General features: G+C 65.4%; 22 protein-coding genes. 17 read left to right on the top strand and 5 right to left on the bottom strand.

Translation table 11 applies throughout. The features are described from left to right. Window positions 1–276 precede the first annotated feature (276 nt). From gshA to ptsP, 5 genes are all read left to right on the top strand, one after another. A complete protein-coding gene (gshA, locus tag BFD71_RS14660) occupies window positions 277–1,566 on the top strand; it encodes a glutamate--cysteine ligase (protein ID WP_069264972.1) in 1,290 nt (429 codons plus the stop codon). 135 nt (window positions 1,567–1,701) lie between these two features. After that, window positions 1,702–2,655 (top strand): glutathione synthase, encoded by a 954-nt coding sequence (gene gshB, locus BFD71_RS14655; protein WP_069264969.1) that lies wholly within the window; start codon window positions 1,702–1,704, stop codon window positions 2,653–2,655. Between the two features lie 428 nt (window positions 2,656–3,083). Beyond that, complete coding sequence (locus BFD71_RS14650) at window positions 3,084–3,665, top strand: PTS sugar transporter subunit IIA (RefSeq protein ID WP_083245260.1); 582 nt, start codon at window positions 3,084–3,086, stop codon at window positions 3,663–3,665. Between the two features lie 85 nt (window positions 3,666–3,750). Continuing rightward, window positions 3,751–4,020, top strand: a complete 270-nt coding sequence (locus BFD71_RS14645; protein ID WP_042270095.1) for an HPr family phosphocarrier protein — start codon at window positions 3,751–3,753, stop codon at window positions 4,018–4,020. A gap of 212 nt (window positions 4,021–4,232) precedes the next feature. Next, the gene (gene ptsP / locus BFD71_RS14640) at window positions 4,233–5,972 is read left to right on the top strand and encodes a phosphoenolpyruvate--protein phosphotransferase (RefSeq protein ID WP_069265236.1); all 1,740 of its coding nucleotides are present in this window, start codon (window positions 4,233–4,235) and stop codon (window positions 5,970–5,972) included. Window positions 5,973–6,052: 80 nt separating this feature from the next. Here the strand turns inward: ptsP and BFD71_RS14635 are convergent, their stop codons facing one another. From BFD71_RS14635 to gpmA, 3 genes are all read right to left on the bottom strand, one after another. Next, complete coding sequence (locus BFD71_RS14635; protein WP_069264966.1) at window positions 6,053–6,814, bottom strand: HesA/MoeB/ThiF family protein; 762 nt, start codon at window positions 6,812–6,814, stop codon at window positions 6,053–6,055. A gap of 175 nt (window positions 6,815–6,989) precedes the next feature. Further along, window positions 6,990–8,573, bottom strand: coding sequence for a S41 family peptidase (locus BFD71_RS14630; protein WP_069264963.1), 1,584 nt, complete (start codon window positions 8,571–8,573; stop codon window positions 6,990–6,992). A 396-nt stretch (window positions 8,574–8,969) separates the two neighbouring features. Continuing rightward, window positions 8,970–9,719: a 2,3-diphosphoglycerate-dependent phosphoglycerate mutase gene (gene gpmA, locus BFD71_RS14625; RefSeq protein WP_069264960.1), complete on the bottom strand. Its 750-nt coding sequence runs from the start codon at window positions 9,717–9,719 to the stop codon at window positions 8,970–8,972. A gap of 212 nt (window positions 9,720–9,931) precedes the next feature. Between gpmA and BFD71_RS14620 the strand changes: the two genes are divergently transcribed. The 5 genes from BFD71_RS14620 (at window position 9,932) to BFD71_RS14600 (ending at window position 12,954) form a co-directional block, all read left to right on the top strand. Next, entirely contained in the window at window positions 9,932–10,357 is a 426-nt protein-coding gene (locus BFD71_RS14620) for a rhodanese-like domain-containing protein (RefSeq protein WP_042270087.1), read from the top strand. Further along, a complete protein-coding gene (gene grxC / locus BFD71_RS14615; protein WP_042270085.1) occupies window positions 10,354–10,614 on the top strand; it encodes a glutaredoxin 3 in 261 nt (86 codons plus the stop codon). Before BFD71_RS14620 ends, grxC begins: the two co-directional genes overlap by 4 nt. 227 nt (window positions 10,615–10,841) lie before the next feature. After that, on the top strand, window positions 10,842–11,306 hold the full coding sequence (gene secB / locus BFD71_RS14610) for a protein-export chaperone SecB (RefSeq protein WP_042270084.1): 465 nt from the start codon (window positions 10,842–10,844) through the stop codon (window positions 11,304–11,306). A gap of 46 nt (window positions 11,307–11,352) precedes the next feature. Then, the gene (locus BFD71_RS14605; RefSeq protein ID WP_069264958.1) at window positions 11,353–12,351 is read left to right on the top strand and encodes an NAD(P)H-dependent glycerol-3-phosphate dehydrogenase; all 999 of its coding nucleotides are present in this window, start codon (window positions 11,353–11,355) and stop codon (window positions 12,349–12,351) included. A gap of 69 nt (window positions 12,352–12,420) precedes the next feature. Further along, a complete protein-coding gene (locus BFD71_RS14600; RefSeq protein WP_069264957.1) occupies window positions 12,421–12,954 on the top strand; it encodes an O-acetyl-ADP-ribose deacetylase in 534 nt (177 codons plus the stop codon). A gap of 25 nt (window positions 12,955–12,979) precedes the next feature. On the opposite strand, the gene trmL is transcribed toward BFD71_RS14600, so the two are convergent. Both trmL and BFD71_RS14590 read right to left on the bottom strand, forming a co-directional pair. Next, window positions 12,980–13,450, bottom strand: coding sequence for a tRNA (uridine(34)/cytosine(34)/5-carboxymethylaminomethyluridine(34)-2'-O)-methyltransferase TrmL (gene trmL, locus BFD71_RS14595; protein ID WP_069264956.1), 471 nt, complete (start codon window positions 13,448–13,450; stop codon window positions 12,980–12,982). A gap of 42 nt (window positions 13,451–13,492) precedes the next feature. Then, window positions 13,493–14,323, bottom strand: a complete 831-nt coding sequence (locus BFD71_RS14590) for a ComF family protein (RefSeq protein WP_069264953.1) — start codon at window positions 14,321–14,323, stop codon at window positions 13,493–13,495. 87 nt (window positions 14,324–14,410) lie between these two features. Between BFD71_RS14590 and BFD71_RS14585 the strand changes: the two genes are divergently transcribed. The 7 genes from BFD71_RS14585 (at window position 14,411) to BFD71_RS14560 (ending at window position 20,799) form a co-directional block, all read left to right on the top strand. Next, the gene (locus BFD71_RS14585) at window positions 14,411–15,400 is read left to right on the top strand and encodes a methyltransferase domain-containing protein (protein WP_069264950.1); all 990 of its coding nucleotides are present in this window, start codon (window positions 14,411–14,413) and stop codon (window positions 15,398–15,400) included. A gap of 267 nt (window positions 15,401–15,667) precedes the next feature. Then, complete coding sequence (locus tag BFD71_RS14580) at window positions 15,668–16,144, top strand: DUF2244 domain-containing protein (protein WP_069264947.1); 477 nt, start codon at window positions 15,668–15,670, stop codon at window positions 16,142–16,144. 89 nt (window positions 16,145–16,233) lie between these two features. Then, window positions 16,234–17,901: a cytochrome c oxidase subunit II gene (coxB, locus tag BFD71_RS14575; RefSeq protein ID WP_069264945.1), complete on the top strand. Its 1,668-nt coding sequence runs from the start codon at window positions 16,234–16,236 to the stop codon at window positions 17,899–17,901. Between the two features lie 122 nt (window positions 17,902–18,023). Beyond that, on the top strand, window positions 18,024–19,637 hold the full coding sequence (gene ctaD / locus BFD71_RS14570) for a cytochrome c oxidase subunit I (protein ID WP_069264943.1): 1,614 nt from the start codon (window positions 18,024–18,026) through the stop codon (window positions 19,635–19,637). A gap of 137 nt (window positions 19,638–19,774) precedes the next feature. Next, complete coding sequence (locus tag BFD71_RS41440) at window positions 19,775–19,915, top strand: cytochrome oxidase small assembly protein (RefSeq protein ID WP_208867222.1); 141 nt, start codon at window positions 19,775–19,777, stop codon at window positions 19,913–19,915. Between the two features lie 40 nt (window positions 19,916–19,955). Beyond that, a complete protein-coding gene (locus BFD71_RS14565; protein WP_069264941.1) occupies window positions 19,956–20,534 on the top strand; it encodes a cytochrome c oxidase assembly protein in 579 nt (192 codons plus the stop codon). Between the two features lie 43 nt (window positions 20,535–20,577). Next, on the top strand, window positions 20,578–20,799 hold the full coding sequence (locus tag BFD71_RS14560) for a DUF2970 domain-containing protein (protein WP_069264939.1): 222 nt from the start codon (window positions 20,578–20,580) through the stop codon (window positions 20,797–20,799). The last annotated feature ends 11 nt before the right edge of the window (window positions 20,800–20,810 follow it).

Raw genomic sequence — 20,810 nt, 5'->3', positions numbered from 1 at the left:
TTGCTCCCGCGAGAGGGGAATAAGCGCCGCGCCCGCGTGTTCGCATAGTGCCCCTTCAATCCGTGTGCCCAATTGCGCCGGGCGGCGCGGGCGGTCCAGAATGGATATCCGGCTTGAATATCCGCGCGCGCGAAACGCTCGATTGACCCTACCGCGCCCAGGGAATTCATGACGGGGATTCACGAGGGCAATCCCGTCTTGCAACTGGCGCAATCGTCCCCAGATAAACGATCGGTTTCCCTACAATCAAAGCATTTCGTCCGCGAGTCACCCCTTATGGTCCCGCATCTGGTTACGGCGTTGAATGGCCCGCTCCTCGAACTGGAGCAGCGCATCCTCGACGCGACGCCGGCCATCGAGCGCTGGTTCCGCCTCGAATGGCAGGAGCACACGCCGCCGTTCTACGCCTCGGTCGACCTGCGCAACGCCGGCTTCAAGCTCGCGCCCGTCGACACCAACCTTTTTCCCGGCGCTTTCCACTGCCTGCCGCAGGAAGTGCTGCCGCTCGCCGTGCAGGCGGCCATGGCCGCCATCGAAAAGATCTGCCCGGACGCCAAGAACCTGCTGGTGATTCCGGAGATGCACACGCGCAACGCGTTTTATCTGGAGAATGTCGCGCGGCTCGCCACGATCATGCGCCAGGCGGGCCTGAACGTGCGTTTCGGCACCCTCGACGACACGATCGCCGGGCCGGTCACGATCTCGCTCGCGGACGGCCAGAAGATCGTGCTCGAACCGCTCGAGCGCTCGCAGCGGCGCCTCGGCCTGAAGAACTTCGACCCGTGCTCGATCCTGCTGAACAACGATCTTTCGGCCGGCATTCCGCCCGTGCTCGAAAACCTGCACGAGCAGTACGTGCTGCCGCCGCTGCACGCCGCCTGGGCGGTGCGCCGCAAGTCCACGCACTTCTCCTGCTATGACGACGTGGCGAAGAAGTTCGCGAAGATGGTGGGCGTGGACCCGTGGATGATCAATCCGTACTTCGCGCACGTGGAAGGCGTGGACTTCGAGGCGCGCACGGGCGAGGAGCCGCTCGCGACCGCCATCGACGCCGTGCTCAAGAAGATCGCGAAGAAGTACCGCGAGTACGGCATCACCGAAAAGCCCTATGTCGTCATCAAGTCCGATGCCGGCACGGACGGCCGCGGTGTGATGACGGTGCACGATGCCTCGGAGGTCGCCGCACTCACGAAGCGCGAACGTGCGAAGATGTCGGCCACGAAGGACGGGCTGGAAGTGCACGACGTGATCGTGCAGGAAGGCGTCTATACGTTCGAGCATATCGGCGACGAAGTGGCCGAGCCGGTCGTGTACATGATCGACCGTTATGTGGTGGGCGGCTTCTACCGCGCGCACGGCAGCCGCGAGCGCGACCAGAACCTGAACGCGCCGGGCATGCATTTCGTGCCGCTCGGCTTCGAGCACACGGCGCTGCCCGACACGCGCGCGAAAGCGGGGGCGGCGCCGCCGAACCGCTTTTACATGTACGGCGTGGTGGCGCGGCTCGGCTTGCTGGCGGCCTCGGTCGAGCTGGAGAAGACCGACCCCGAAGCGATCCAGGTCTGATCCAGCCGTCATCCTTCACACAATCGAACGCAGCGCCCGCCACCGTGCGGGCGTTGCCGTCATGAAAGCAGGCACCACACCAGGCGCCATGCCAGGCGTCAAGCAGCGACAGGACAGGGACAAGGCAGAGACGATATGGACATTCTCTTCATCGCCGATCCGCTCGAGCGGTTCAAGATCTACAAGGACTCGACCTACGCGATGATGGCCGAGGCCGCGAAGCGCGGCCACCGGCTCTTCGCGTGCGAGCCTCGGCACCTCGCATGGGTGAACGGCCAGGTGGAGGCCGACGTGCGGCGCTTCACGATCATCGGCGATACGGCGGACCTGCATCGCGAAACGTGGTTCGAAGCCACGGCCGATGCGCGCGCGCTCACCGGCTTCGACGCCGTCGTCATGCGCAAGGACCCGCCGTTCGACATGGAGTACGTCACGTCGACGTGGCTGCTGGAGATCGCCGAGCGCGCGGGCGCGAAGATCTTCAACAAGCCGCAGTCGATTCGCGATCACTCGGAGAAGCTCGCCATCGGCGAATTTGCGCAGTTCGTCGCGCCGACGCTCGTCACGCGCAGCGCGGCGCGCATGCGCAAGTTCCATGAGGAGCACCAGGACGTGATCCTCAAGCCGCTCGACGGCATGGGCGGCATGGGCGTGTTCCGCGTGAAGGCGGACGGCATGAACCTCGGCTCGATCATCGAGATGCTGAGTCACGACGGGGCGCGCAGCGTGATGGCGCAGAAGTTCATCCCCGAAATCAAGGCCGGCGACAAGCGTATCCTGCTGATCGGCGGTGAGCCGGTGCCGTTTTCGCTCGCGCGTATTCCTCAGGGCAATGAAGTGCGCGGCAATCTGGCGGCGGGTGGGCTCGGCGTCGCGCAGCCGCTCACCGGGCGCGACATGGAGATCGCGAAAGCGCTCGGCCCGACGCTCGCGGCACGCGGCCTGCTGCTTGTCGGGCTCGACGCCATCGGCGACTGGCTCACCGAGGTCAATGTCACGAGCCCGACGTGTTTCCGCGAAATCATGGAGCAGACGGGCTTCGACGTGGCCGCGATGTTCATCGACGCGCTGGAGCGCGCGGCGGCCTGAATCTGCTTTCGAAACGGGGACCGGGCGCATTTGAGGCCCGCACCTGGAGCGCGGACTTGAAAGCCTCGCGTATGGCTGCATTTGCCGATTGTGGACGCCTTGCAGGGCAGGCGCCCCCTCCAGACCTTGACTGGCGGGCAGTTTTGGACCACGAAAGGTCGAGCGCGTACGCGGAGCCTGTGAATCGCGCGCGATATCTGTCGCCGCTGTGAGCAGAACCGCCTCGCGTGCGCGAAAATGACCCTGCTACAATGCCGCGAGCCCGCGTTCCGGGCTGGCAAGCGGGCGTCGACGAGACGCTTTGGCTGCCGCGCGGCGCGTGTTCCGACCCTGCGAGCTCACGGCTGGCTGCGGGGTTGGCGCTGCAGGACGCGATCTACGGGGTCGTCCGAGCATCAACCGGAGCCGTTTTTTGCAGTCAAGCTGACATGGCAGGGATTCTGATCATTGCGCACGCACCGCTCGCCACCGCGCTACGCGAGTGCATCGCGCATATCTATGGCGGTTGTCCGGCGCGCATCGGCGCGCTCGACGTGCTCCCCGACAGCGACCCGGCTGAAGTGGTCGCCAAGGCGAATTCGGAGATCGAGCGCCTGCGCGAAGAAAACGGCGCGCTCGTGTTGACCGACATGTTCGGCGCCACGCCTTCGAACATCGCGGCGCGCCTCGCCACGGTGCCCGAGGTGCGCGTGCTGGCCGGCGTGAATCTGCCGATGCTGGTGCGTGCCGTGTGCTACCGGGCAACGCCGCTCGACACGCTGGTCGAAAAGGCGCTGGCCGGCGCGAGCAAGGGCGTGCAGACCATCGGCCCGACCATGCCGCCCGTTGCTCCTGCGAGCGAATGCGCTTGCCCGCCCACGCCCTGCACCGAAACAACTGCCGACGCGACAAAGCAGGCCGCGAATCCGGTAGCCGGCCAGAGCGCGAGCCAGCCAGCAGCCGCGACGCGCGGCGCGGCTTGCACCGGCGGCGTTGCGGCGGGCGTGTTCAGGCCGGCTGGCAGCACCTGAGCCGGCGGCGCGCCAGCGAAAGCCAACAACAAGGCACAGCGAAACAACCCAGTCTCACTTCCACACACCGCGTCCGGATCGACCTATGCTGCAACAAGAAACGACCATCGTGAACAAACTCGGCCTGCACGCGCGGGCGTCGGCGAAGCTGACGCAGCTCGCAGGCAACTATCAGTCGGAAATCTGGATGAGCCGCAACGGCCGCCGCATCAACGCCAAGAGCATCATGGGGGTCATGATGCTGGCGGCGGGCATCGGCAGCACGGTGATGATCGAAACCGAAGGCCCGGACGAGGCCGACGCCATGAGCGCGCTGCTCAAGCTGATCGCCGATAAGTTTGGCGAAGGCCAGTAAGACGCGCGTGGTCATTGCGCCTTGCTCGGAACGCCGCGGTTTGCCGCGGCGTTTTTGTTTGCGGGCGGCGACTGCTGCACAACGCCGCAGTCATGCGCGCACAGGTGCGCATGGCCACATTCCGCCGCGCTGGAATTTATAATCATCGCCGGGGTCTGAGAGAGCGCATTGCAGCGGTTTGCCGCAGCATCAAATAACCAGAGGAGGTGCGCGTGCCGTTCACGCTGCATGGAATTCCCGTATCACGCGGTATAGCCATCGGGCGAGCGTACCTGATCGCTCCGGCTGCGCTCGACGTCGACCATTACCTCATCGAGCACGCGCAGATCGAAGACGAAATCGTGCGCTTTCGCGCGGCGCTGCAGGCCGTGGAGCACGAACTCGACACGCTGCGCGCCGATCTCGCCGCCGACGCCCCTTCCGAAATGGGCGCATTTATCGGTGTGCACCTCATGATCCTGAACGACGTGATGCTCGTACAGGAGACCATCGATCTCATCCGCACGCGCCGCTTCAATGTGGAGTGGGCGCTTACCGAACAGCTCGAACGCCTCTCGCGTCACTTCGACGACGTGGAGGACGAGTACCTGCGCGAGCGCAAGGCCGATATCGAGCAAGTCGTGGAGCGCGTACTGAAGTCGCTCGCCGGCGCCATGCCGCCTTCGCTGCACGGCGGCTGCGACGAGATGATCGTCGTCGCGCACGACATCGCGCCGGCCGACATGCTGCAGTTCAAGGGGCAAACCTTCCAGGGGTTCGTCACCGATCTGGGCGGCCGCACCTCGCACACGGCGATCGTCGCGCGCAGCCTCGGCATCCCGGCCGCGGTGGGCGTGCAGCAGGCGAGCGCGCTGATCCGCCAGGACGATCTCATCATCGTCGACGGCGACCACGGCATCGTGATCGTCGATCCCGCGCCGATCGTGCTCGAGGAGTACACCTACCGTCAAAGCGAGATGGCGCTCGAGCGGCGCAAGCTGCAGCGCCTGAAGTTCTCGCCGACGCAAACGCTATGCGGCGCGAAGATCCAGCTGTACGCGAACATCGAGCTGCCCGACGACGCGCAGGCCGCGCTCGACTCGGGCGCGACGGGCGTGGGCCTCTTTCGCACTGAGTTCCTGTTCATGAACCACAAGAACCACTTGCCGGAGGAGGACGAGCAGTTCGCCGCCTACCGCCGCGCGGTGGAGCTCATGAACGGGCTGCCCGTGACGATCCGTACGATCGACGTGGGCGCGGACAAGCCGCTCGACGCCATGAATGCGGGCGACGGTTACGAGACGGCTGCGAACCCGGCGCTCGGCCTGCGCGCGATCCGCTGGAGCCTGTCCGAGCCGCAGATGTTCCTCACGCAGTTGCGGGCGATCCTGCGCGCCTCGGCGTTCGGTTCGGTCAAGATCCTGATTCCGATGCTCGCGCACGCGCAGCAGATCGACCAGACGCTCGACCTGATCCGCGAGGCCAGGCGCCAGCTCGACGACGCCGGCCTCGCCTACGATCCCAACATCCAGGTCGGCGCGATGATCGAGATTCCGGCGGCCGCGCTCGCGCTGCCGATGTTCCTGCGCCGTCTCGACTTCCTCTCGATCGGCACCAACGACCTGATCCAGTACGCGCTCGCCATCGACCGCGCCGACAACGCGGTGGCCGACCTGTACGATCCGCTGCATCCGGCCGTGCTGCAGCTGATCGCGCATACGCTGCGCGAGGCGAAGCGCGCGGGCGTGCCCGTTTCGGTATGCGGGGAGATGGCGGGCGACCCGTCGTTCACGCGTTTGCTGCTCGGCATGGGGCTTACCGAGTTTTCGATGCACCCGAGCCAGTTGCTCGTGGTGAAGCAGGAGATCCTGCGCTCGCAGCTCAAGACGCTGGAAAAACCGGTGGCGGAGGTGCTGGCCGCTTACGAGCCCGAGGAACTGCAGGCCGCGCTGCAGCGTGTGGCCCAGGCCTGAGCGTGCACCTGCTGATACGCGAAAATGCGAAAAGCCCCGGCATGTCCGGGGCTTTTTTCTTGCCTTGGCTCGCGCGGGCCTCAGGCGTGCCGGTGACGCTCGCCGCACACCGGGCAATCCGGCTGCCGTGCCACGCGCATCGTGCTCCACTCCATGCGCAGCGAGTCGAGCATCATGAGCCGCCCGACGAGCGGCGTACCGATGCCGCCGATCACGCGCAGCGCCTCGGCCGCCTGCATCGCGCCGATGATGCCAACCGTTGGCGCGAATACGCCCATCGTCGAGCACGCCACTTCCTCAAATGGCTGATCTTCCGGGAACACGCAGGCGTAGCACGGCGAGGCGTCGTCGCGGAAGTCGAACGTGCTGATCTGTCCGTCGAAGCGCAACGCCGCGCCCGAGACGAGCGGCACGCGGTGCTTCACGCACGCGCGGTTGATGGCGTGGCGCGTGGCGAAGTTGTCGGTGCAGTCGAGCACGACCGTCGCGCCCGGCACCTGCGCGTCGAGCCACGCATCGTCGATGCGTGTTTGCAGCGCGTTCACCTTCACATCGGGATTCAGGCGCGCGATGGCGTCGCGGCCCGACTCGACCTTCGCGCGGCCGACCGAAGCCGTCTCGTGCATGATCTGCCGCTGCAGGTTGGTGAGGTCGACGGTGTCGTTGTCGACGAGCGTGAGCGTGCCCACGCCCGAGGCCGCGAGATACATCGCCGCGGGCGACCCTAGGCCGCCCGCGCCCACGACGATCGCATGCGCGTCGAGAAAGCGCTGCTGCGCCTCGATGCCGATCTCGTCGACGAGGATATGGCGGGAATAGCGAAGGAGTTGGTCGTCGTTCATCGCGATGCGCTGGTTCGATGGCGCTGCGATGGACTCGAGAGCCTGAATGGCCCTGAATGGGGGAGCGCGCGCCGGGGAAATACCGTGCCGTTATTGTAACGACGCCAGCGGCTGGAGGAGGGGCGGCCTCGCGACCGGCGCACGAGGCGCACGGGTCGCGAGGCGGTACGGCGTGTTACTTCGTCGGCGCGGGAGCGGAGGCCGGCGCGGCGGCGGAGCCCGGAGCCGGCGCCATGATGAGCGCGCCCGGCTTCACGGCGATCGGCGCGGAAGCCGAGGTCGGCGGCTTCTGCTGCGCGAGGCGGCGCTCCATCGGCGACTTCGATTCGGCCACCGGCTTGCCCTGGAGCTTGTTCAGCGCCTGCTGGAGCATGTAGTCGTCGGTAGAACCGAACTCGACCGGCTTGCGCTCGCGATCCTTCTGGCGCTGATCCGGCGTCTTCTTGTCGTTCTGCTCTTCGAGCTGGCGCAGCATGTCCATGCGCTCCTGCTCGCGCACTTCCTGCTCCTTCTTCTCGTCCGGATCCTGCGTGTTGGCGAGGTGGTTCTGGTAGTCCACTTCGCGCGTGACGAGTGCGTCGTCCGGATCGCCGTCTGCGTACTGGTCGACCGCGATATCAGGACGGATGCCCTTGTTCTGGATCGAGCGGCCGCTCGGCGTGTAGTAGTACGCCGTGGTGAGACGCAGCGCCGTGTCGGCCGTCATCGGGCGCACGGTCTGCACCGAGCCCTTGCCGAACGTCGTCTTGCCGACGATCAGCGCGCGCTTCGAGTCCTGCAGCGCGCCCGCCACGATTTCCGAGGCCGACGCCGAGTAGGCATTGGTCAGCACGACCATCGGCACGGTCTTGAACTCGGCCGCCTCGCCCTTGAGCGGGTCGCCGTCGAACGACGGCAGGCGGTAGTTCTCGTAGGTGTCGCGGTAGACCTGCTTCGAGTCCGGGATCTGGCCGTTCGTCGAGACGACGACCGAATCCGGCGGCAGGAACGCGCCCGCAACGCCGACGGCGCTTTGCAGCAGGCCGCCGCCGTTGTTGCGCAGGTCGAGGATGATGCCCTTGAGGTTCGGCTCCTGGCGCGCGATATCTTGCAGCTTCTGGGCGAGGTCGGGGACCGTGCGCTCCTGGAAGCTCGTGATGCGGATATACGCGTAGCCCGGCTGCACGATCTTCGACTTCACGCTCTGGACCTTGATGATGGCGCGCGTGATGGTGAGCGGGAAGGTGCGGTCGTCGGTCTTGCGGAAGATCGTGAGCGTGACCTTCGTGCCCGGGTCGCCGCGCATCTGCTTGACGGCCTGGTCGAGCGTCATGCCGCGCACCGGCTTGTCGTTGATGCGCGTGATGAGGTCGCCCGGACGGATGCCGGCGCGGTAGGCGGGCGTGTCTTCGATCGGCGAGATGACCTTGATCAGGCCGTCTTCCGACGAGATTTCGATGCCGAGGCCCGCGAAGCGACCCTTGGTCTGCTCCTGGAGTTCCTGGTAATCGGTCTTGTCGAGATACGACGAGTGCGGGTCGAGGCTCGACACCATGCCCTTGATGGCGGCGGTGAGGAGCTTCTTGTCGTCCACCGGCACGACATACTCATGCTTGATTTGACCAAAGACTTCGGCGAAGAGCCTCAGCTGGTCGAGCGGCAGCGGTTCTACGACCGTCTGCTGGGTTTGCTGCGCCTCGGCGGAAATCTGCAGGGTGGCAAATACGCCGGTCGCGAGGCCAGCGGCGATCAGGCCGATGTTTTTCAGGTTCTTTCGCATAGAGTATGTTGCGTGCGGTCGAAAAGGCGCGTGGCAGCGTCTATTGGAAAAGCGACGGACAAGTATAACTGCACACCCGCCGTGGCTGTGTATATGGCGCGTACGATGGGGACTAAGACAGTGCTGCAGCCGGCAGGTTCGCAAACCGTGTGCCGCAATTTTGCTTCTGGCACGGTGCTGGCAGTGCGCTGGCAATCCTGCCAGCCAGGCCCGGAAAGAGACAGAAAAGGGGAATGTGCAACGAATTCCAGCGCGGCCAGAGTGCCGGGGCGAAGCCGCGCGGCGCTTCGCGTGGCGGGAGGGCATGACCTGCGGACAGGCCGCCGGCCCGACGGACCGGCGGCCGAATCAACGAGGCATGGCCAGGATGCGGCCGACGAGGGGAAGCACCAAGCCTCAGCCCGCCTTCTTGCCCTGGTTCGCCACGGCGGCCTGCGCCTTCGCGATGGCTTCGGCGTCGCCCAGATAGTAGTGCTTGATGGGCTTGAGGCTCTCGTCCAGCTCGTAGACGAGCGGCACGCCGTTCGGGATGTTCAGGCCGACGATGTCGTCATCCGAAATGTTGTCGAGGTACTTCACGAGCGCGCGGATCGAGTTGCCGTGCGCGGCGATTACCACCTTCTTGCCCGCCTTGATGGCCGGCGCGATCGACTCGTTCCAGATCGGCATCACGCGCGCGACCGTGTCCTTCAGGCACTCGGTGAGCGGCAGTTCCTCGCGCGGCACCTTGGCGTAACGCGGGTCGTTGTACGACGTGCGCGAGTCGGACGGCTCGAGCGCCGGCGGCGGCGTGTCGTAGCTGCGGCGCCAGACCAGCACCTGCTCGTCGCCGAATTTGGCTGCCGTTTCGGCCTTGTTCAGGCCCGAAAGCGCACCGTAGTGACGCTCGTTCAGGCGCCACGAGTGGACCACGGGCAGGTACATCTGGTCCATCTGGTCCTGCACGTGCCAGAGCGTGCGGATCGCGCGCTTGAGCACGGAGGTGTAGGCGATGTCGAACGTGTAGCCGGACTCCTTGAGCAGCTGGCCTGCCTGCTGCGCTTCGCGGTTGCCCTGCTCGGTGAGGTCGACGTCCACCCAGCCGGTGAAGCGGTTTTCCTTGTTCCAGGTCGATTCGCCGTGGCGGATGAGTACGAGTTTGTACATGAGGATGCCGGTCGGTAGTGAAGGAAGCGGTAATCGGGGACGGAAGACGCAACACGGCAGCAGCGCCATGGCGGCGGTCCAGGTCCGGCGGGTGGCACGCCCCGGCTGGGGGGCGGTAACCCTGCGACAAACGGTTATTTTATAATGAGCGGATTGTCCGAATCCGATTTCGCACGATTTCTCCGACTTTCCCTTTTTCCGGCGGCCCCTCCGTGACGTTCTTCACCAATTACATCAACCTTGTACTCATCGCGATCGTCCTCATCTCAGGAGGGTTGCTCCTGTGGCCGACGCTCAAGCGCGGCGGCCGCGGCGGGGTTTCCACCGCCGAGGCGACGCAGCTCATCAACCGCCGCAACGCGGTGGTGGTCGACCTGCGTCCCGCGGGTGAGTTCGCGAAGGGTCATCTGCCCTCGGCGCGCCAGGTTGAATTCGGCGAACTCGAGACGAAGATCGGCCAGCTCGTGAAGAACAAGAGCAACCCGGTGTTGCTGGTCTGCCAGACGGGCCAGCAGTCGCACAAGGCGCTGCGCCTCGTGAAGGACGCCGGTTTTGCCGAAGTCCACGTGCTGGACGGCGGCGTGAACGCCTGGCAGCAGGCCGGTATGCCGGTCGTGAAACAAGGAGGTTCGAAGTGAGCAAAGTGGTCATGTACAGCACCCAGGTGTGCCCGTATTGCCAGATGGCCGAGCGTCTTTTAAAGTCGCGCGGCGTCGAACACATCGAGAAAGTGCTGATCGACCGGGACCCGGCGCGGCGCGAAGAGATGATGACGCGCACCGGCCGGCGTACCGTGCCGCAGGTTTTCATCGGCGAGACGCACGTGGGCGGTTACGATGACCTCTCCGCGCTCGACCGTGCGGGCGGCTTGATGCCGCTGCTCGAAGCCGCCTGAGGTTACGGGCGGATTCAAGGCCTGATTCGCAGCCCGATAGCCTTGCGGCCTCGGTCCGCAGGCGGGCTGCGCAGCGTGACGTAGCGACGCAGGGTTTCGGCCCGCGCGAGCCAGTGAGGCTTGCGCGGGCCTGTTGCCGTTCATTGCCGTAGCGCGGCGCATTTTCGGGACGCTGAGATGTCACGAGGATGCCGCCGCGATCCATTCAATCAGGGAAGCCATACACCATGTCTGACGAGAACAACCAGCCGTTCTTCAATATCCAGCGCATTTACCTCAAGGACATGTCGCTCGAGCAGCCGAATTCGCCGGCCATCTTCCTTGAGCAGGACATGCCTTCGGTCGAAGTGGAAGTCGACGTCAAGGCCGAGCGCCTCGCCGAATCGGTGTTCGAGATCATCGTCACCGGCACCGTCACGGCCAAGGTCAAGGACAAGGTTGCGTTCCTGATCGAAGCCAAGCAAGCCGGCATTTTCGACATCCGCAACATCCCGGCCGAACAGGTCGATCCGCTCGTCGGCATCGCATGCCCGACTATCCTGTTCCCGTACCTGCGCTCGAATATCGCCGACGCGATCACGCGCGCGGGCTTCCCGCCGATCCACCTGGCCGAGATCAACTTCCAGGCGCTCTACGAGCAACGCCTGCAGCAACTCGCCCAGCAAGACGGCGCAAGCAGCGCAACGCACTAAAGCGTACGTTGATCGTTTCCACGAACTACCGGTGCGGAGTATCGGAATGAACATCGCCGTTCTCGGCGCCGGAGCGTGGGGCACCGCGCTGGCAGGGCATCTCGCCCAGGCGCATCACACGCTGTTGTGGGCGCGCGATGGCGCGCTCGTCGACACCTTGCGCAAGACGCACGAAAACGCCCGCTACCTCGCGGGCGTCGCGCTGCCCAGCAATCTCGAATACGAAACGGATCTCGCCGCCGCGCTCGACCATGCGTCGGGCGAGGCGGATCTCGTCGTGCTCGCGACGCCCGTGGCCGGCCTGCGCGGCATGCTTTGCACACTGCGCGACATGGGCCGCGTGCCGGCGCACTTCGTCTGGCTCTGCAAGGGCTTCGAAGCGCAAACGCAATTGATGCCGCATCAGGTCGTGGCGGCCGAGCTGCCGGGCCATGCGAGCAACGGCGTGCTTTCGGGGCCGAGCTTCGCGCGCGAAGTCGGCGAGGGCCTGCCTGTCGCGTTGACGGTGGCGAGCGCCTCCGCCGATTGTCGCGAGCGCACGCTCGCTGCGTTCCATCACCGCGCGATGCGCATCTATACCGGCGACGACGTGGTCGGCGTGGAGGTGGGCGGCGCGGTCAAGAACGTGCTCGCGATCGCGACCGGCATTGCCGATGGTCTGGGCCTCGGCCTGAACGCACGCGCGGCGCTCATCACGCGCGGTCTCGCCGAGATGACGCGCCTTGGCGTCACGCTCGGCGGGCGTGCCGAGACCTTCACGGGGCTGACCGGCCTCGGCGACCTCATCCTCACCGCCACGGGCGACCTCTCGCGCAACCGCACCGTGGGCAAGCAGCTCGCGAGCGGCCGCACGCTCGACGATATCCTCGCCGCACTCGGTCACGTGGCCGAAGGCGTGCGCTGCGCGCAGGCCGTGCTGGCACTCGCGCGCGCGCACGGCATCGACATGCCGATCACCCAGGCGGTATGCGCCGTGCTGTTCGACGGTGTCACGCCGCGCGACGCCGTGAGCGCGCTGCTGCGGCGCGACGCGAAGGCGGAGTAGGGCGCTTCGGTCCTGCTGCGCCAGGTGTTGAGCACGCTTTGCGTGGGCCGGATCGCAAAGGAGGACCGTATGCTGACCATCGGAAACTGCCACATCGAAGCGCAGGCCGTCGACATCACCACGTTGAAGGTCGATGCGATCGTCAACGCCGCGAACGAATCGCTGCTCGGCGGCGGCGGCGTGGACGGCGCGATTCATCGCGCCGCCGGGCCGGACCTGCTGCGCGAATGCGAGACGCTGAACGGCTGCCCGACCGGCGACGCCAAAATCACCGGCGGCTATCGCCTTCCCGCCAAACACGTCATCCACACCGTGGGCCCCGTCTGGTACGGCGGCGGCCGTGACGAAGCGCATCTGCTCGCGTCCTGCTACCGGCGCTCACTCGAGTGCGCGCGCGAGGCCGGCGTGACGAGCATCGCGTTTCCGGCAATCAGTTGCGGCGTCTACCGTTTTCCTGCCGACGAGGCCGTGGCGATTGCGGTATCGACCGTGATCGACGAGCTATCGAAATATCCGACGCTCGAACACGTGATCTTCGCGTGCTTCGACAATGCGATGCTCACGCGCTACGAGCGTGAGCTTGCGGCGCGCGGCAGGGCGTAGGGCGACGCGGTACAACGTACCCGCGTCATTCGCCGCCTTCGAATCCCGCTTGACGCCACGCTTCGAACACCACGACCGCAACTGTGTTCGAGAGATTCAGGCTGCGATTGCCGGGTCGCATCGGCAGGCGCACGCGCTGTGGCGTCGCAAAGCGCTCTAGCACCGCGTCGGGCAGGCCGCGCGTTTCCGCGCCGAACACGAACCAGTCGCCCGGCTGGAACGCATGCGCATGAAAGCGGCCCGATCCGCGCGTCGTGAACGCGAACATGCGCGACGGGTCCGGCGCTTCCTTGGCGATGAAGGCATCCCAGTCGGCGTGCACGTGCATCTGCGCGTACTCGTGGTAATCGAGGCCCGCGCGGCGCATTTTCGCGTCGTCGAGGGGAAAGCCGAGCGGTTCGATCAGATGAAGCCGCGCACCGGTGTTCGCGCACAGGCGGATCACGTTGCCCGTGTTCGGCGGAATTTCGGGTTCGACGAGAACGACGTTGAACATGACGATGAAACTCTCTCGATGTCTTGAATAGTGTGAGGCCGATCAGTCTTTCGGCGTGCGTAGCGCGACGAAATTCGTCACTCGCCGTGCGCCCGCGGCCTTGAGCGTATGCGCGAGCGCGTCGAGCGTGGCGCCCGAGGTCATCACGTCGTCGACGACGCCCACGTGCAGGCCGGCAAGCGGCCGCGCGAGCGCGAAGGCCCGGCCGACGTTGCGGCGGCGCGTCTCGCGATCGAGCTTCGATTGCGGCGCCGTATGCAGGATGCGTCGTACGAGCGTGGCGTCCGCGGGCGTGCCCAACCGGCGCGCGAGCGGCCGCGCGATCTGCCAGGCATGGTTGTAGCCGCGCTCGATCAGACGTTCGCGCGAGAGCGGCACCGGCACGACGATCTCGGGCATATCGTGCTCTTCGCACATATCGTGTGCGGCCAGCGCCAGGCGTCGCGCAAATTCCTCGCCGAGTGCGAGGCGCGCGCGAAACTTCAGGCCACGCGCGAGCAGGTCGAGCGGCGCGCGATAATCGGCGAGCGCGAGCGTGGCGTCGAACGCAGGCGGTGCGTCGGTGCAGGCCTCGCAGCGGTAGCGTGCGCGTCCCGCCGAACCGCGCCTGTGCGCGAGCGGCATCGCACAGACCGTGCAGCGCAGGCGCGGCTCATTCCAGTACGCGGCATCGCAGCACACACAGAGCGTGGCTCGCGTCAAATTGCCGCATAATGGGCACAGATTGGGCAGCACGAAGTGGGCAAGCTGTGACGGCAGCGCCCGCGCTTTTCGACAGACGCGCGCAACGCCCGCAAGACGAGTGCGGTGCGAAGCGGGCGGTGTGACGCCCGCTGCATTGCGTGCATCACGTGAAGAAGAGCGCGGCGGCATCGAAGGACGGCCCGGGCAGCGGGCTCGCGTGACTGAAAGGAAAGGAGTGAGCGAGTATACTTCGCAGACTTCGCCAATACGACCGACATGTCCCCGTCTCCCGCAAGAACTGGCCGTCCGGACTATGACACCCGGCACCTGCGGCGCATCTTCGATCGCCGTGCGGCGACTTTCGACGACGTTGCCTTCCTGCCGCGTGAAATCGCGCAACGCATGCGCGAGCGCCTCGAGTACATCAAGGTGAAACCTGCGGCCGTGCTCGACATCGCGTGCGGCCAGGGCGACGACCTGCCCGGCTTGCGCGAGCGCTTTCCCGAAGCGCCCGTGTTCGGCACCGATCTCTCCCTCGCCATGCTGCGCCGTGCCCGCGAGCACGACGCCCCCGACACGAGCTGGCGGCGTTTCCTGCCTGCATCGGTTGGACGCGCGCTCGGCTCGCGCGGTCCGCGGGTTGCGCAGGCCGACTTCGCCGAACTGCCGTTCGCGCACGGTGCGTTCGAGCTGCTGTGGTCGAATCTCGCACTGCATTGGCATCCGCGCCCCGACCTCGTGTTCGGCGAGTGGCAGCGCGTGCTTAAGGTCAACGGCTTGCTCATGTTCAGCACGCTCGGCCCCGACACGCTCAAGGAGTTGCGCGGCGCGTTCGCCGAAGTCGAAGCCGCGCACGGCGTGCCGACGCGCGCGCACGTCATCGATTTCGTCGACATGCACGATCTCGGCGACATGCTCGTCGAGAACGGTTTCGAGATTCCGGTCATGGACCAGGAAACGCTCACCATCACCTACAAGACGCCGGAGAAGCTGCTCGCCGACGTGCGCCGCTGGGGCGCGTATCCGTTCGAGCGCAACGGCGATGGCGACAGTGAGAACGGTGGCACCGCGCGGCGCCTGCACCGTGCGCTGGTGGCGGCGCTCGAGGCGCGCCGCTGCACGGACGGTCCGCACGCGGGCACGATCCCGCTGACCTTCGAGATCATCTACGGCCACGCGTGGAAGGCCGTGCCGCGCACGACCGCCGAAGGCCATGGCATCGTGCGCATCGAAGACATCGGCCGGGGTCCTGCAAGGAATCGGTAACGTGGTAAGGGGGCTTTCGTTATGCCTGAAATTAGCGCCGGAAAAGCCCTGGGGAAATGCTTGAAAAATCGCTGTAAAGCCCGTCTGGTATGGGTTAGCGGGCGATTGGGCCTTGCTTGTGAGGGCTGGGGATCGCGCCTATAATGCGTCAGTTTGCTGCGCGGAAGGGTCCCCAAATTCCGTTGTGGCAAGTCCAGATGTTCCCGTAGTTGTGCGAGGCGCGACGCGGCGATAGTCTGGCGAAGTTGCAAGTGGGGGAAGCGAGCGATGCAGGCGTCTGATCTGCTGGCGAGTCCGGAACCGGTCCTGAAAGACTGGATCATGAAGCGCAACTGTTCGGTTTCGCCCAGGCAATTCGTGTTCTTCTATGTTTCGCTGGCGCTGGTTTCCATCGCGATCGCCGTTCTGTTGTTGATCCACGGCGCCTGGCTGGTTTTGCCGTTTACCGGTATCGATCTGTTGGTAGTAGGCGGCGCTTTTGTCATCTATGCGCGCCATGCTGTCGATTACGAACGTATCAGGCTTTATCCGAACCGGCTGGTGATCGAACAGATGAGCGCCGACGCGCTCACGCAGTTCGAATTCAATCCCCGCTGGGTCCGGGTCGAGCCGGGCGCGACCCCACGCGACCCGGTGCGTCTCGTGTCCCGCGGTCAGGCGGTCGCTGTCGGGTTGCATCTGCCGCAATATCGGCGTGCGCAGTTCGCGCGGGAACTGCGTGCCTGGCTTGCGCGCGCGCCTTGATGCGCGGCGCGTGAGCTTGCCGGTTGGCGGTACGAGCGTCCCAGGGGGCGCCCTGGTTGCAAAACCTTCCTGCGGGGTCGAGGGTTTGAATGGAAATTATGGGTAAGGAAGCTATGAAAACAATCAAGCGAGCCCTCCAGGGCGTGCTGGCGTGCAGCGGATTCCTCGTCGCCGGCGCGGCACTCGCAGTCGGAGACAGCCCAGGCGGCCCTGCGGTCAACGAGATCAATTTCCAGCCGCCCGTCACGCGCATCGCCGAAGAGCTTTACAGCCTCCACATGATGATGCTGCTCTTGTGCGTCGTGATTTTCGTCGGCGTGTTCGGCGTCATGTTCTATTCGATCTACGCGCACCGTAAGGCGAAGGGCCACAAGGCCGCTCACTTTCATGAGAGCACCACGGTCGAAATCATCTGGACGGTGGTGCCGTTCATCATCGTCGTGCTGATGGCGCTGCCCGCCACCAAGGCCGTCGTCGCGATGAAGGACACCTCCAACGCCGACCTCACCGTAAAGGTCACGGGCTACCAGTGGAAATGGGGCTACGACTACGTGAAGGGGCCGGGCGAAGGCATCAACTTCCTCTCCACGCTCAGCACGCCGCGCTCCGAGGTGAACAACCGCGTGCCGATCACCGATACGTACCTGCAGGAAGTCGACAATCCGCTCGTCGTGCCGGTCAACAAGAAAATCCGCGTCATCACCACGGCCAACGACGTCGTGCACTCGTGGTACGTGCCCGCGTTCGGCGTGAAGCAGGACGCGATTCCGGGCTTCGTGCGCGACACGTGGTTCAGGGCCGACAAGGTCGGCACCTATCGCGGCTTCTGTACCGAGCTGTGCGGCAAGGAGCACGCGTTCATGCCGGTCGTCGTCGAGGTGCTCTCCGACGAGGACTACGCGAAGTGGGTCGATACGCAAAAGGCAAAGATGGCCTCTGCCAACGACGACCCGAACAAGACCTACACGCTGGCCGAGCTCAAGGAGCGCGGCGAAAAGATCTACAACTCGAACTGCGCGGTGTGCCACCAGCCCACCGGCAAGGGCGCGGGCGCGTTCCCGGCGCTCGACGGCAGCAAGGTCGTTCAGGGTCCGCTCGCGGAGCACGTGAGCATCGTCCTGCACGGCAAGAACGCCATGCCATCATGGGCGCCGACGCTCAACGACGTCGAGATCGCATCGGTCATCACGTTCGAGCGTAACTCGTGGGGCAACCACACCGGCGACATTCTGCAGCCGCGTCAGGTGGCCGACGCGCGTAACGGCAAGATGCCCGAGGGCGGCGGCACGACGGCGGCAGCGGGCGAGGGCGGTGCGAGCGGCGCGGCCGCGGCAAGCGGCGCGGAAGCCGCCAGCGGGGCGGCCGAAGCGAGCGCGGCGAGCGGCGCGGCCCCCGCAAGCGGCGCGGATCAGGCGTCGGCCGCAGCGGCGCCGAGCGCAGCCGCGTTGCCGGCGAGCGTCTACTTCGAAGTGGGCAAGAGCACGCTGCCCGCCGACGCGAAGGACGCCATCCAGGCGGCAGCCGACTACGCGAAGGCGCATCCGGACGCGAAGTTCACGCTGTCGGGCTACACCGATTCGAGCGGCAACGCCAGCACGAACGCCGACCTCGCAAAGCGCCGCGCGCAAGCGGTGCGCGACGCGATGAAGGCGGCAGGCATTGCGGAAGACCACATCATTCTGAAGAAGCCGGAAACGATCACGGGCGGCGCGAACGCGAAAGAAGCGCGTCGGGTGGAGATCAGCGCGGCGGCCTGAACGGGCCCGCGCCATAAGAACAAGCAGCAAGAGACGCAAAAGCAATTCGCTTCAGCATTTCAATTGCATGGGGCTGGAGTCAGGCGCCAAAGCGCCAACTTCGGACCGACAGGAGATAAGACATGTCTAGCATCGGACACGATGTAGCTGGCGGGCACGGTCACGTGCACGGCGACCACGCGCACGCCACGCCCCACGGCTGGCGCCGCTGGCTGCTCGCGACGAATCACAAGGACATCGGAACGCTATATCTGCTCTTCTCGTTCGTGATGTTCCTCTCGGGCGGCGTCATGGCGCTCGCCATTCGTGCGGAGCTGTTCGAGCCGGGCATGCAGATCATGCGCCCCGAGTTCTTCAACCAGCTCACCACGATGCACGGTCTCATCATGGTGTTCGGCGCGATCATGCCGGCGTTCGTGGGCTTCGCGAACTGGATGATTCCGCTGCAGATCGGCGCCTCGGACATGGCGTTCGCGCGCATGAACAACTTCAGCTTCTGGCTGCTGCCCGCCGCCGGCTGCCTGCTGGTCGGCTCGTTCTTCTCGCCGGGCGGCGCGACCGCCGCGGGCTGGACGCTCTACGCGCCGCTTTCCACGCAGATGGGCCCGGGCATGGACTTCGCGATCTTCGCGCTGCACATGATGGGCGCCTCGTCGATCATGGGCGGTATCAACATCGTCGTGACGATCCTGAATCTGCGCGCCCCCGGCATGACGCTCATGAAGATGCCGATGTTCGTGTGGACGTGGCTCATCACCGCCTACCTGCTGATCGCCGTGATGCCGGTGCTCGCGGGCGCCATCACGATGCTGCTGTTCGACCGCCACTTCGGCACGAGCTTCTTCAACGCGGCCGGCGGCGGCGACCCGGTGATGTACCAGCACATCTTCTGGTTCTTCGGGCACCCCGAGGTCTACATCATGATCTTGCCGGCGTTCGGGATCGTTTCGCAGGTGATTCCGGCGTTCTCGCGCAAGCCGCTGTTCGGCTATAGCTCGATGGTGTACGCCACGGCGTCGATCGCGATTCTCTCGTTCATGGTCTGGGCGCACCACATGTTCGCCACCGGCATGCCGGTCACGGGCCAGCTCTTCTTCATGTACGCGACGATGCTGATCGCCGTGCCGACGGGCGTGAAAGTGTTCAACTGGGTCGCCACGATGTGGCGCGGCTCGCTCTCGTTCGAAACGCCGATGCTGTGGGCCGTGGGCTTCCTGATCGTGTTCACGTTCGGCGGTCTCTCGGGCCTGATGCTCGCCATGGCGCCGCTCGACATCCAGTATCACGGCACTTACTTCGTGGTGGCGCACTTCCACTACGTGCTGGTGGCGGGGTCATTATTCGCGTTGTTCTCAGGGTGGTACTACTGGGCGCCAAAATGGACCGGCTGGATGTACAACGAGACGCGCGGCAAGATCCACTTCTGGTGCTCGCTCATCTTCTTCAACCTCGCGTTCCTGCCGATGCACTTCGTCGGCCTGGCCGGCATGCCGCGACGCTATGCCGACTATCCGGCCCAGTTCACCGACTGGAACCAGGTGATCACGATCGGCGCCTTCGGCTTCGGGCTTTCTCAGGTGTACTTCCTGTTCTTTGTCGCGCTGCCCGCGTATCGCGGCGGCGGCGAGCTGGAACAGGCCGGCGACAAGCCGTGGGACGGCGCAACGGGCCTCGAGTGGACCGTGCCGAGCCCGGCGCCGTTCCACACGTTCGAGAACCCGCCGACGGTCGAGTAACCCGTTGAGTGGGTGGCGTCCGGCTGTGCGCAGCCGGACGCGAACGAAGCACGCGGTCTTCACGCAGTCTTCATCGGAGCACGTACGAGAGGCGATTCACGATGCAAGGAGAAGCCGCGGCCAACCGCGCTGAACGCATGACCCGGGATCCACAAAAAAGACGCACGCCCGAGCAGATCCGCGCGGGCAATCTGCGGCTCGGCCTCATCTTGCTGGCTGTCGTAGTCGGTTTCTTTGTGGCGGCCGTCGTCAAGCAGGTGTATTTCCCCGGCCACTGACGCGCAGGGCGTTTGCCGGAAGATCGTTCGAGGAAGTTCGATGTCCACGCAAGCTGGAAATGATCGCGCATTCAACCGGTCGATGCTCATCAAGCTCGCCGTGGTGGCGCTGCTGATGTTCGGTTTCGGTTTTGCGCTGGTGCCGATGTATCGAGCGATCTGCCAGGTCACAGGCATCAACAACCTGGTGCAGCGCGACGCCACGGAGCGCGAGGCGCGCAACACGCAGGTGGACATGACGCGCACGATCTCGGTCGAGTTCGACGCGAACGCACGCGGGCTGCTCGGCTTCAAGCCGGAGCAGACGAGCCTCGACGTGCATCCGGGCGAAGTCATGACGGTGATGTACGACATTTCGAACAACGAAGGACGCACGATCGACGCGCAGGCCATTCCGAGCTACGCGCCGAAGCAGGCGACGGAGTACTTCCGCAAGATCGAATGCTTCTGCTTCACGCAGCAGGTCCTGAAGGCGAACGAGACCAAGCGCATGCCGGTGGTGTTCGTGATCGACCCGAAGCTGCCGAAAGACGTGAAGACGATCACGCTGTCGTACACGTTCTTCGAGCTGAACAAGCCGGCTGTGCCGCCGCCGCCGAAGCAATCGGCGGGCGCGTGAGCCTTCAGCGCCGAAGTCAACGATGCCAGGAGGCGAAAGGCGCATGAGTGACGAACATGGCGGAGCGGGGCCGGCGAAGAAGAAGGGCGGCATCCTGCAGTTGATGAAAGCGGTGGCGTGGTCCTTTCTCGGCGTGCGCAAGCGCGCCGACCTCGAAGACGACGCGGCGAACCTGCACCCCGTGCAGTTGATCATCGCGGGCATCATCGGCGCAGTGCTGTTCATCGTCGTGCTGCTGTTGATCGTGCACGCGGTGGTGGGATGAGCGAGTGCGCG

Source organism: Paraburkholderia nodosa, from assembly GCF_001718195.1.
Lineage (GTDB): Bacteria > Pseudomonadota > Gammaproteobacteria > Burkholderiales > Burkholderiaceae > Paraburkholderia > Paraburkholderia nodosa_A.
The sequence above is the reverse complement of the archived record's forward strand: the minus strand, read 5'-3'. Positions and strand labels throughout refer to the sequence as shown.

Excerpts from the sequence above, each read along its gene's own strand:
- gshA (WP_069264972.1), top strand. The coding sequence starts at position 277 with ATGGTCCCGCATCTGGTTACGGCGTTGAATGGCCCGCTCCTCGAACTG.
- gshB (WP_069264969.1), top strand. The coding sequence starts at position 1,702 with ATGGACATTCTCTTCATCGCCGATCCGCTCGAGCGGTTCAAGATCTAC.
- BFD71_RS14650 (WP_083245260.1), top strand. The coding sequence starts at position 3,084 with ATGGCAGGGATTCTGATCATTGCGCACGCACCGCTCGCCACCGCGCTA.
- BFD71_RS14645 (WP_042270095.1), top strand. The coding sequence starts at position 3,751 with ATGCTGCAACAAGAAACGACCATCGTGAACAAACTCGGCCTGCACGCG.
- BFD71_RS14635 (WP_069264966.1), bottom strand. The coding sequence starts at position 6,814 with ATGAACGACGACCAACTCCTTCGCTATTCCCGCCATATCCTCGTCGAC.
- BFD71_RS14630 (WP_069264963.1), bottom strand. The coding sequence starts at position 8,573 with ATGCGAAAGAACCTGAAAAACATCGGCCTGATCGCCGCTGGCCTCGCG.
- gpmA (WP_069264960.1), bottom strand. The coding sequence starts at position 9,719 with ATGTACAAACTCGTACTCATCCGCCACGGCGAATCGACCTGGAACAAG.
- secB (WP_042270084.1), top strand. The coding sequence starts at position 10,842 with ATGTCTGACGAGAACAACCAGCCGTTCTTCAATATCCAGCGCATTTAC.
- BFD71_RS14605 (WP_069264958.1), top strand. The coding sequence starts at position 11,353 with ATGAACATCGCCGTTCTCGGCGCCGGAGCGTGGGGCACCGCGCTGGCA.
- BFD71_RS14600 (WP_069264957.1), top strand. The coding sequence starts at position 12,421 with ATGCTGACCATCGGAAACTGCCACATCGAAGCGCAGGCCGTCGACATC.
- trmL (WP_069264956.1), bottom strand. The coding sequence starts at position 13,450 with ATGTTCAACGTCGTTCTCGTCGAACCCGAAATTCCGCCGAACACGGGC.
- BFD71_RS14590 (WP_069264953.1), bottom strand. The coding sequence starts at position 14,323 with ATGCCGCCGCGCTCTTCTTCACGTGATGCACGCAATGCAGCGGGCGTC.
- BFD71_RS14585 (WP_069264950.1), top strand. The coding sequence starts at position 14,411 with ATGTCCCCGTCTCCCGCAAGAACTGGCCGTCCGGACTATGACACCCGG.
- BFD71_RS14580 (WP_069264947.1), top strand. The coding sequence starts at position 15,668 with ATGCAGGCGTCTGATCTGCTGGCGAGTCCGGAACCGGTCCTGAAAGAC.
- coxB (WP_069264945.1), top strand. The coding sequence starts at position 16,234 with ATGGAAATTATGGGTAAGGAAGCTATGAAAACAATCAAGCGAGCCCTC.
- ctaD (WP_069264943.1), top strand. The coding sequence starts at position 18,024 with ATGTCTAGCATCGGACACGATGTAGCTGGCGGGCACGGTCACGTGCAC.
- BFD71_RS41440 (WP_208867222.1), top strand. The coding sequence starts at position 19,775 with ATGACCCGGGATCCACAAAAAAGACGCACGCCCGAGCAGATCCGCGCG.
- BFD71_RS14565 (WP_069264941.1), top strand. The coding sequence starts at position 19,956 with ATGTCCACGCAAGCTGGAAATGATCGCGCATTCAACCGGTCGATGCTC.
- BFD71_RS14560 (WP_069264939.1), top strand. The coding sequence starts at position 20,578 with ATGAGTGACGAACATGGCGGAGCGGGGCCGGCGAAGAAGAAGGGCGGC.